Origin of the sequence: Bacillus sp. JJ1532 (assembly GCF_036965085.1) — a bacterium.
GTDB lineage: Bacteria > Bacillota > Bacilli > Bacillales > Cytobacillaceae > Cytobacillus.
In genome coordinates, this window is record NZ_JBALOW010000101.1 from 1 (window position 1) to 10,684 (window position 10,684).

The 10,684-nt window shown below is 37.8% G+C and carries 11 protein-coding genes and 1 pseudogene; 2 read left to right on the forward strand and 10 right to left on the reverse strand.

Going from position 1 to position 10,684, the window contains the following annotated elements; all coding sequences use genetic code 11:
- Together vrrA and V7122_RS23300 are read left to right on the forward strand one after the other, a co-directional pair.
- Nucleotides 1–530 (forward strand): VrrA/YqfQ family protein (gene vrrA / locus V7122_RS23295; RefSeq protein WP_335529528.1); only part of this gene is annotated, 530 nt, incomplete at its 5' end.
- 201 nt (nt 531–731) lie between these two features.
- Nucleotides 732–1,670 carry a 4-hydroxy-3-methylbut-2-enyl diphosphate reductase gene (locus tag V7122_RS23300; RefSeq protein WP_335529531.1) on the forward strand — a complete coding sequence of 313 codons (939 nt, stop codon included), beginning with the start codon at nt 732–734 and terminating at the stop codon, nt 1,668–1,670.
- Between the two features lie 53 nt (nt 1,671–1,723).
- Here the strand turns inward: V7122_RS23300 and V7122_RS23305 are convergent, their stop codons facing one another.
- From V7122_RS23305 to V7122_RS23350, 10 genes and pseudogenes are all read right to left on the reverse strand, one after another.
- A complete protein-coding gene (locus tag V7122_RS23305; RefSeq protein ID WP_335529534.1) occupies nt 1,724–2,839 on the reverse strand; it encodes a Nif3-like dinuclear metal center hexameric protein in 1,116 nt (371 codons plus the stop codon).
- Nucleotides 2,836–3,546: a tRNA (adenine(22)-N(1))-methyltransferase gene (locus V7122_RS23310; RefSeq protein ID WP_335529537.1), complete on the reverse strand. Its 711-nt coding sequence runs from the start codon at nt 3,544–3,546 to the stop codon at nt 2,836–2,838. Before V7122_RS23310 ends, V7122_RS23305 begins: the two co-directional genes overlap by 4 nt.
- Nucleotides 3,547–3,767: 221 nt before the next feature.
- A complete protein-coding gene (gene cccA, locus V7122_RS23315; protein WP_335344561.1) occupies nt 3,768–4,130 on the reverse strand; it encodes a cytochrome c550 in 363 nt (120 codons plus the stop codon).
- Between the two features lie 229 nt (nt 4,131–4,359).
- Complete coding sequence (locus V7122_RS23320; RefSeq protein WP_335529540.1) at nt 4,360–4,893, reverse strand: hypothetical protein; 534 nt, start codon at nt 4,891–4,893, stop codon at nt 4,360–4,362.
- Nucleotides 4,894–4,974: 81 nt separating this feature from the next.
- Nucleotides 4,975–6,102 (reverse strand): RNA polymerase sigma factor RpoD, encoded by a 1,128-nt coding sequence (gene rpoD, locus V7122_RS23325; RefSeq protein ID WP_335344563.1) that lies wholly within the window; start codon nt 6,100–6,102, stop codon nt 4,975–4,977.
- A 50-nt stretch (nt 6,103–6,152) separates the two neighbouring features.
- A complete protein-coding gene (gene dnaG / locus V7122_RS23330) occupies nt 6,153–7,967 on the reverse strand; it encodes a DNA primase (RefSeq protein ID WP_335529543.1) in 1,815 nt (604 codons plus the stop codon).
- 111 nt (nt 7,968–8,078) lie between these two features.
- Nucleotides 8,079–8,513, reverse strand: a pseudogene (locus V7122_RS23335) (YaiI/YqxD family protein).
- A 464-nt stretch (nt 8,514–8,977) separates the two neighbouring features.
- Nucleotides 8,978–9,796 (reverse strand): pyruvate, water dikinase regulatory protein, encoded by an 819-nt coding sequence (locus V7122_RS23340; protein ID WP_335354620.1) that lies wholly within the window; start codon nt 9,794–9,796, stop codon nt 8,978–8,980.
- 29 nt (nt 9,797–9,825) lie between these two features.
- Nucleotides 9,826–10,458, reverse strand: a complete 633-nt coding sequence (locus tag V7122_RS23345) for a helix-turn-helix transcriptional regulator (protein ID WP_197414433.1) — start codon at nt 10,456–10,458, stop codon at nt 9,826–9,828.
- The coding region (locus V7122_RS23350; RefSeq protein ID WP_335529545.1) for a hypothetical protein at nt 10,436–10,684 on the reverse strand (249 nt) is incomplete at its 5' end. The genes V7122_RS23345 and V7122_RS23350, both read right to left, overlap by 23 nt.

A 10,684-nucleotide genomic window follows, 5' to 3' on the forward strand; every position in this document is an offset into this window, starting at 1 on the left:
TGAGACAGGGCGGCGGTGGATTTAGGGGACCAGGCGGACCATCGCAAATGAGACAGGGCGGCGGTGGCTTGCTATCCAAGCTGTTAGGCCGCGGGAACCAACAGGCTCGCGGTATAGGGGCTGGACCGCTGCAAACAGCAAGCAGAGCAGCCGGAGCTGGAGGTAACGGTGCAGGGGGAATCCTAAAAACTCTTAGTAATCCAGGGGCTATTTCAGGCTTCTTAGAAAATACACAGAAAGTATTAAACTCAGCTCAGCAATTCGGGCCAATGGTACAGCAATATGGGCCAATGGTAAAAAACATTCCAGCGATATGGAAGCTTTACAGAGGACTAAAGGGCTCATCTGATGAACCAGCTGAGGGAAAGAATCTAGAAAGCAAGGAGCCCATAAAAGCTAAAAAAACTAGTAAAGCTAAGCAAAAAGTAATTGATCTTGAAATAGATGAAATCACTATCGAAATTGAGAAAGAAAGTGAAAATGAGAAAAAGAGTGAAAGAGGGATTTCAAAACCAAAACTATATGTTTAGCTGTCATTATTATGAATATCATTAAATCTGTGACTTTTTACCATGATTAGAAACACACCCTTCTTGGCCCCCTTTTAGTATTATTATTAGCAAATGTCTTATATAATAGTATACGTAATTGTTCATTTATCTATTTGAACATCGAAAATAGAATGCCAGTCACTTCATATAGATGCATATTTAAAGGGGGTTTTTTAGAAGATGGAAATTATAAAAATTTCACCGCGCGGCTACTGCTACGGGGTGGTTGATGCCATGGTAATTGCGAGAAATGCTGCACTCGATAAAAATTTGCCTAGACCCATTTATATTCTTGGAATGATTGTTCATAACAAACATGTAACCGATGCCTTTGAAGAAGAGGGGATCATTACACTTGACGGAAGCAATCGTCTGGAGATTCTTGAAAAGGTCGATAAGGGAACAGTTATTTTCACTGCACATGGAATTTCTCCACAAGTGAGAGAATTAGCAAAGCAAAAAGGACTCGTTACGATAGATGCAACATGCCCTGATGTTACGCGAACCCATGATTTAATAAAGGAAAAAACAAAAGAAGGCTTTAAAATTATCTACATTGGCAAAAAAGGACATCCAGAACCAGAGGGAGCTGTAGGAGTAGCTCCAAGCGATGTTCACCTTGTAGAAACGATAGATGATGTCAATGCATTAAATATTGATAGCAAAAAAATTGTTGTCACGAATCAAACAACGATGAGCCAATGGGATGTTAAACATGTCATGGAGCAAATTAAGGAGAAATATCCACATGCTGAATTCCATAAAGAAATATGCTTAGCAACCCAGGTTCGTCAAGAGGCTGTTGCTGAACAAGCTGGTGAAGCTGATGTCCTTATTGTCGTTGGCGATCCAAAAAGCAATAATTCAAACCGTCTGGCACAGGTTTCAGAAGAAATTGCCAGTACGAAGGCCTACCGTATTGCCGATGTAACTGAGCTAAATATTGAGTGGATTAAGAATGCATCAACCGTTGCCGTGACATCAGGAGCATCTACACCAACTCCAATCACAAAAGAAGTCATTTCATTTATTGAACAATTTAATCCGAATGATGAAAGTACATGGGTAAAAGAGAAAAAAGTGCCATTAAATAAAATTTTACCAAAGGTTAAAAAATAAATAAAAAAGAGGGCAGCCTAAAAAATGGCAGCCCTTCTTTTTATAAGCTTTACTTACATAAATTGAAAAGGATCTGTATGTATTTCAGAAGCAAATATTGAAACGGCATATCCCTTTTCTTGGCACATTTTTGTCAATTGCAAGGCTACGCCTTGTTTCATCACCTTTTCGACATTGTGCCCTGGGTCAACTATATTCAATCCCATCATCATGGCGTCATGTGCCACATGATAATACATATCACCCGTTACGTAGACATCTGCTCCTTTACATTTGGCAGAGGTAAAGTATTTATTCCCATCCCCGCCGAGGACAGCTACTTTTTTAACCTTTGAATCGAGATCTCCTACTACACGGACACCATTCACATCTAATGTTTTTTTAACGTGATTTGCGAATTCCCCTAATGTCATTTCCTCAATTTCGCCAATTCTGCCAAGACCTAATACTTCACCCTTATTGTCCAGCTTATAAATATCATAGGCAACTTCTTCGTAAGGATGAGCAAGAAACATGGCTTTTAAGATTCTATTCTCTAACTGAGCCGGGAAAATCGTTTCGATCCTCAGTTCTTTCACTGACTCTAGCTTTCCATGCTCGCCAATAAAGGGATTTGTCCCTTCACCTGGTAAAAACTGTCCAATTCCGGATGATTCGAAACTGCAATGACTGTAATGGCCAATCGCTCCAGCACCAGCATCTCCTAATGCCTTTTTAAGGTCGTCAGCATTATCTTCTGGAACAAAGACAACTAGTTTTTTCAATTCGGTCTCGTAGGTAGGAACTAAGACTTCCGTATTAACTAGCTTTAGTGCTTCAGCAAGCATATCGTTAACACCGCCAGTAGCAACGTCCAAATTTGTGTGGGCAGCATAGACAGCGATATCATGCTTAATCAATTTCTCAATTATTCTACCGGCAGGCGTATCAGTGGCAATTGATTTAAGCGGTCGAAAAATAGGCGGGTGGTGAGCAATAATGAGTTGAACATTCTTAGCGATCGCTTCATCAACTACTTCTTCTAGTACATCCAGTGCAATCATGACGTTCTCAACCGGCTTATTCAATCTGCCAATTTGCAGCCCAATTTTGTCTCCCTCCATAGCATAGCCTTTTGGAGAAAACTGTTCAAATAGCTGAATAATTTCATGTCCATTTATTTTTTTCAATGATCCAATACCTCCTCTGCCATCTTTATCTTCTCTATTAGTTCATTTTTTTTCTCTATTGTTTCCTCTGTAGCTGCTGCATTCTCTAGCTGGGCTAAAATTCTTAACCAATTCTTTAATTCTCCAAGCCATTTCTTTTTAAAAATAACTGATTTCTGCTTTAGTAAAAAAGGGCCAAATAATAATTCCTTTTGCAGATCCAACTCTCGTCTTTCCTTCGAATCCCCTTTTTCAGCAACTAAAATCTCATAAATTTTTTCATCTTCTTCAAGAATTTCTTCAGTAATTAATACCCAGCCATTTTCATTAAGCCAGCTTCTTATCGTAATAGCACTGATATTTGGCTGTAATATCAGCCTTTTTACCGTTCCTAGCTTTTCCTTGCCCTCTTCCAAAATATTTGTGATTAAAGCTCCGCCCATCCCGGCAATTGTAATACAATCCACTTCATCCACTGAGATTACCTGTAATCCATTTCCTTTGCGGACATTTATCTTGTCATTTAATCCTTCCGCTTCAACTTGGCTTTTAGCAGATTGATACGGTCCCTCTGCCACTTCCCCAGCAACCGCAAAATGGATCATGCCTCGTTTCACTGCATAGCATGGCAAATATGCGTGATCCGAGCCAATATCAGCAAGTCTGCACCCTTCAGGAATATAATTTGCAACAGCCTCTAAACGCTGTGATAATTTCTCAGTATTCAATTTATCCACCACTTTTCAAAGAAAAATATAAGTCCACTATTACTAGCACAGTTGATTTATCCTTATAATAGTATTAAAAATAGTATGGTTTTGCAAAGTCTTAACACCCACGAGGAAAAAATCTACTTAAAAAAAGCCCTTTACAGATGCAAAGGACTTTTTTTATTTTGCGCTTGGGGAGGCCAAAGTTTGGCCTTCAAGCTTATGTTTAACAAACTATTTTATTTTAATTCCGCTAGCCAAGCAGCCATTTCGCCTGCTTTATCTGCAGGAACTAAACCAGGAGGCATGGACCCTTTACCATTAACAAGAATATCAGCTATCTCTTCCTGTGATAGATGGTCACCAACACCTGTTAAAGCTGGTCCAACTGCACCTTGGTATTGATCACCATGGCACCCAATACAGCTCTTTTGATAGATCTCCTCAGGGCTTGCTGCAGCCGTTTCTTCAGTCTTTTCACCGCCGCCTTCTCTTTCAGCAGCAAGCTGCTCAGCATCACCAAGTCCTTTAAAGGAAATCAGGAACATTGCAACGATACCCAATGCAAAAATTAAGATGTACGGCATTACTGGATTTTTCATGTTTATACCTCCCTTATGTAAGAACATCTCAAATAAAGTAAATATTTATACAAACAATTTCTATTCTACTTCAAAACGTGTAGAAGGAAAAGCCCTTAAGGCAACTTTGTTACACCAAATTCAAAAATCAGACAAAACTCCAGCGAATTTAGAGGAACTTCCACTTACTTCATTAAATAAAAGAGAGAAAATCATTTTCTCAACATTTAAAAACTTCAAAAAAATCTTTTTAATATATAAATATAGAAATTACTATTAATATTATCCCTAAAACTCCAGATATGATAAAGGCTGGAAGCTTAAGTTTCCAGCCTGTTAACAACCATAAAAAACAGTTCATGAATATTACTATGTAAAGGACCATAAGTCTATCTGGAAATAATCTTGAAATAAATTCAACGGTAGATAATAATAAAATTAATGCCGAAGCAATTAAAGGTATTTGCAGTAAAATTCCTTTTCTAAAAAAATAAAAAGTGAAAATAATCCCAGCTAATACAAATAATATGGAAAAGGCCATTTGCAAAGTAATAGACAATTCAGTAAAATGGATTAAAAATAGAGCTAACGGAATTAACATTAAAAATAAATAATGGTTTTTCCAGTGAATTTTTTTTATAGCTGCTGGCTCTTTCTTGTTTTCCGATTCATTTCCTTCTGTGTACAATGCTAAGAGGAAATCACAATAATGTTCAGGGAGCATGCGATTTTTTCGCCAATTAATTATTTCGTTAACTATGATCTTTTTTCTTGTTTCATTCATTAAGAATACACGTCCATTCCAGCGGAAAAAAAATAGCTTACCTCTATTGTAAGAAGTAAACTATTTTCTGACAATGATTTTCTATTCTAAAAAGTCTTTTAAACGCTTGCTTCTGCTCGGATGTCTTAATTTGCGCAATGCTTTCGCTTCAATTTGGCGAATACGTTCACGTGTAACACCGAATACTTTACCGACTTCCTCTAAGGTCCTTGTACGTCCGTCATCAAGCCCAAAGCGAAGGCGCAGTACATTTTCCTCACGATCGGTTAAAGTATCAAGAACATCCTCCAGCTGCTCTTTAAGAAGCTCGTAGGCAGCATGCTCAGAAGGTGAAGTCGCATCCTGATCTTCAATAAAATCGCCTAAATGGGAATCATCTTCTTCCCCAATTGGCGTTTCTAAAGAAACTGGCTCTTGCGCAATTTTTAGAATTTCTCTCACTTTTTCTGGAGTTAAATCCATATCCTCAGCGATTTCTTCTGGAGTTGGTTCGCGGCCAAGGTCCTGAAGTAATTGGCGCTGTACACGAATTAATTTGTTAATAGTTTCAACCATATGAACGGGAATTCGGATGGTTCTTGCCTGGTCGGCAATCGCTCTTGTAATCGCTTGGCGAATCCACCAAGTTGCATACGTACTAAATTTAAAGCCTTTTCGATAATCAAATTTTTCAACGGCTTTAATTAAGCCCATATTTCCTTCTTGAATTAAATCAAGGAAAAGCATTCCACGGCCAACATAACGCTTGGCAATACTTACAACTAATCGGAGGTTTGCTTCAGCAAGACGCCTTTTCGCTTCCTCGTCACCATCTTCAATCCGTTCTGCAAGTGAAATTTCATCCTCAGCAGAAAGTAGATCAACACGGCCAATTTCTTTTAAGTACATTCTCACAGGGTCATTGATTTTCACGCCTGGTGGAACACTTAAATCATTTAAGTCAAACTCTTCTTCACCTTTTGCTAATTCCTTAGCATTAGGGTCGGCATCATCGTCATTGTCACCGACTAGCTCAATACCTTGATCTCCAAGGAACTCATAGAATTCATCCATTTGATGAGAATCTAAATCAAAATGGGCCAATTTTTCTGCAATATCGTCATAGGCAAGAACGCCCGTCTTTTTTCCAACCTCTGTTAATTGTTCTTTCACTTGATCTAGGGTCAATTCTGAATCAACTTCTTTTGAACGAGCTGATTTTTCAGCCATATGTCCCCCTCCTTCCAAAGTCACAGACAATCCTTAAGAAATATCCTAATCTATAGAGACTTGCGCAATTGAATAATTTCCATTGCGATCAAGGCTGCCTTTACATAATCACTTTTCCGCTCTGCTTCTTTTTGTTCAAGCAGTTTTTCTTTTATCTTTAACATTTTTTGATAATTAAACACCTGTTTTATATAATCCGTTAATTCTTGTTCGCTTAATTCATCGTTTATTTCCATCATTTGAATATCAGCAACGATTCTTTTTAACTTTTCATCAACTAGGAAGTTGATAAAGGCACTTGTATCTGGCGGGTGCCCTTCTTCATAAAAGCCTAATAAATAAGTAATGATTGCTTGATGCTCATCCACATTAAACGTATTTCCTTGAAGAAAATTCTGAACCTTAAATGCAAGGTCACTATCGGCAAGCATATGTGCAATTAAATTTCTCTCAGCTGTATAATATGCAGGCTTTAACTGCTTCGCTTGCTTTTGAAGAATCAGCTGTTTTTTGACTGTCTCGTTGCTGCTCTGTCCCTTAGTCTTCCGTCTTTCTGAAAAATTAATTTGTTTTTCCTGTTCTTTAAGTGCTTCCAGTGATAGGGAAAATTCATCCGCAAGATGCCGTAAATAATAATCCTTTTCTACTGCATTATCTAATTTGCTTATTTCCGTTAATACTTCTTCGATATAAAGCAGGCGATCTCCTTCATCCTGCAGTTTTTTCCCTCTGCGGTAATAATGCAGCTTGAACGCCATAAGTGTATGACTGCCATCTATTACCTCGTGACGAAACTTTTCTGGACCGAATTTTTTAACATAGTCGTCTGGGTCAAGGCCGTCTGGCATTAAAGAAACCCTTACTTGACATCCTGCATTAGATAGCATGTTAGCCGCTCTGAAAGCCGCTTCAATTCCAGCATTGTCGGAATCATAGCAAACAGTGATTGACTGGGCATTTCTCTTTAAAGCGGAGACATGGTCCTCCGTTAAGGATGTTCCCATTGTGCCAATACCGTTTTCAACTCCTGCAAGATCAGCAGAAATAACATCCGCAAATCCTTCAAATAAAACAGCTTGCTGGAGTTTCTTGATTTGAGGTCTTGCTAAATGAAAATTATATAAAATTTTGCTTTTATTAAAGATTGGCGTTTCAGGACTATTTAAATATTTGGGTTCATCGTCCCCTAAAGACCTTCCTGAAAAGGCAATCGTTTTTCCACTTCGGTCAAAAATCGGAAACATAATTCGGTTGCGAAAACGATCAAAATAACTGCCATCTTTTTCGCGTTTAATAATAAGACCTGCTTTTTCCATTACCTCTATTGGAAACTTTCTCTTCCCAAGAAATTTATATACAAAATCCCAAGAAGGAAGGGAATACCCAATTTGAAATTTCTCAATGGTTTCAATCGTAAATCCTCTGCCAAGCAAATAGTCTAGTGCATGTTGGCCATCTTTTGTGTTTAACAGCAGATGATGATAAAATTTACGCAATAGCTCATGGGCCTCCAGCATTTGCTGAATATCGGGAGGAACATTACTTTGAGCGGCTGCGGACTGAATAATCATGTCAAGCTTAATATTCCCTTTTTCAGCTAATCTGACAGCTGCTTCTTGAAAGGAATAACCTTCAAGATCCATTAAGAATGAAAAGGCATTTCCGCCGGCTCCGCATCCAAAGCAATGATAAATTTGCTTATCAGGTGAAACGGAAAAAGATGGTGTGTTCTCTCCATGAAATGGGCATAGACCAAAGTAATTTCGTCCTTGCTTTTTTAATTGAACATAATCGCTTATAATATCAACAATATCGACAGCTTGCCGAATCTCATTCACTTTCTCCTCGGCGATACGCTCTACCATGGGAACAACTCCAATTAATAAAAAATCAATACATAAGAAGCCTCTTAAAGTACACCCAGGGCATCAAATTTAGAAAGATAATTAATCCATTAATTAATATTTCTATAAAAATTAGCGAATTCCTTCAAAATTCGACAAAATCTTTGTCAATTCTTTCACAAACCTAGTACGATCTTCACGACTGTAAGGCATGGGCCCTTTCCCATGTATCCCCCTTCTACGCGCTTAGGCCGATAAATATCTCATATCAAGCGCAGTATGAATATCTTTCTCATCGTATGAAATCCCCTTTGGAGACAGAACATAAATAAAAGTGTCGATGCTAACCAATATCCTGTGTAACAACGATGTCCCGTTTCTGCACATGATTCATAATGAATAAATCAACAGCCTCTTTACTTGAGTCAACAAATTTCCAAAAAGCTCCCTTTAGATCATTTTTTATGTGAGCATATGAGGCAATAAAATAGCATCAACAGAATAGCTATTAGCTAATTCGACAATTTCTTCCTTTACAGGACAAGAATCGGCATCAACCAAGATAATTGGATTGCCTAATGTTCTAATTATTCTACATCACTCCACATAATCCTTCTTTCAAAAAGCAACTTTTAGCATGAGCTACATTCATCCTAAACTCATGCAACTGTTAAAATTACAAGTAGATTTTCAATCAAGCCGGGTATAATGGTCTAAATGCTTTTCAGAATCCTGATACAAAATAATTCTTGCAGCATTTCCATTACAATTGATCATGTCGAATTGTTTTTTTTCCGGTCACTTGACTTCTCACAATAAATAGTTTATTCGTTCATACTCAACTCTAAACCTAAACTATAACATTTTTATCACAATTTTTTATTATAGTATAAAAAAGCTTGAATTTCTATTATTTTTTCTTATTTCTATTAATATTTTGTTTTAAACGCATCAAGAAGAATTTAAATTTTCAAAAGGTTCCGTTACCTTTTTGCCAAAAAAGAAAAAGGCACATAATACAGAATTATGTGCTAGCTTTTTGGAAAGCTTCTGTGGTATTGATTTAATATTAAATTTGCCGTTTCTTCTACGGCTTTATTCGTTACGTCAATGACAGGACAATTTAATTTGCTGACGATTTTTTCAAAATAATTGATTTCGTCTTTAATCCTTTCAATGTTTGCATAACTGGCATTATCGCTTAATCCTAAAGATATTAGCCGTTCTCTGCGAATATGATTGAGCTTTTCTGGGCTAATTTTTAGTCCAAAGCACTTTTCGGGCTGAACTAAATACAATTCTTCAGGAGGATCCACCTCTGGTACAAGCGGTACGTTTGCGACCTTTAGTCTTTTATGGGCTAAATATTGTGATAGCGGTGTTTTAGAAGTTCGGGATACTCCTACAAGAATAATATCCGCTTTTAATATCCCTCTTGGATCACGGCCATCATCATATTTAACAGCAAATTCAATAGCTTCTATTTTTTTAAAATAATCCTCGTCCAGTTTTCTAACTAGACCTGGTTCGAATAGAGGTGTTTTTCCATATAAAAGCTGAATTTTATCCATTAACGGCCCAATTATATCACAAGCATAGATCCCTTCCCGCTCAGCCAGTTCATTAATATAATGGCGTATATCTGGCTTAACAAGTGTATATACGATCATTCCATTATCCATTTTTGCTAAAGAAATTACTTCTTCTATATGAACCTTGTCCTCCACATATGGAAATCGCTTGATCGTTACTCCGCTGCCATTAAACTGGCTGACGGCTGCTTTCGTAACCAATTCGGCAGTCTCCCCAACAGAGTCAGACACAACATAGATGATTGGCTTTTTTGTCATCCCTTAACACCATCTCCTCTGTACATGATTTAATTATCTTCTGCAAGAGCAAGAAATGCTTTTGTTAAATTCGTTTTTGTAATTCTGCCTATTACCTCAAAGCCTTTTTCCGTTTCTTTAACAATCGGAAGCGCGTCAATTTGTTTCTCAATTAATTTCTTTGCAATATCAATTAATAAGTCTTCCTTTTCACACATTGTAATATTGGGCATTCTTGTCATGATTATGTTTACAGGGATATTCGTTAATTCCTGTTTCCCTATACTTGCACGCAGCAAATCTTTCCTAGAAAGAACGCCAACAAGTATGGATTCCTGGTCAACCACGAATAATGTTCCTACATCTTCCAAGAACATTGTGCAAATGGCATCATAAACCGAAACATTTTCATTCACAACTACAGGTATCGATTGATAATCCTTCACATACAGCTTATTTAAATTATCTGTAAGCAGCTGAGTACCTGATTTTCCTGTATAGAAATAGCCGACCCGCGGTCTCGCATCTAAAAAGCCAGCCATTGTTAAAATGGCTAAATCCGGTCTTAATGTTGCTCGAGTTAAATTTAACTTTTCTGCAATATTTTCACCAGTGATTGGCCCGTTTTCCTTCACAATTTCTAATATTTTTTCTTGCCGCTTATTTAATTCGATTGTCCTCACCACCTAAATAGAAAAGCGTAAGCGCCTTGCCCACCCCCGACGAGCAAAAGACATGCTGTCGAGAAGGTTGTTCTTTAACCTTCTTGGCAGACTGGCTTATGACCTCGAGGTCGCCAAAAACGCGACGTCCTCCCAAAAGTTTCACTTTTGGTCGTGCGATGTTTCGCTGCCGAGGCTTTCCTTGTCCTGTCGCATTGTCGACACTAGTACGTCCTGTACGTCGGGG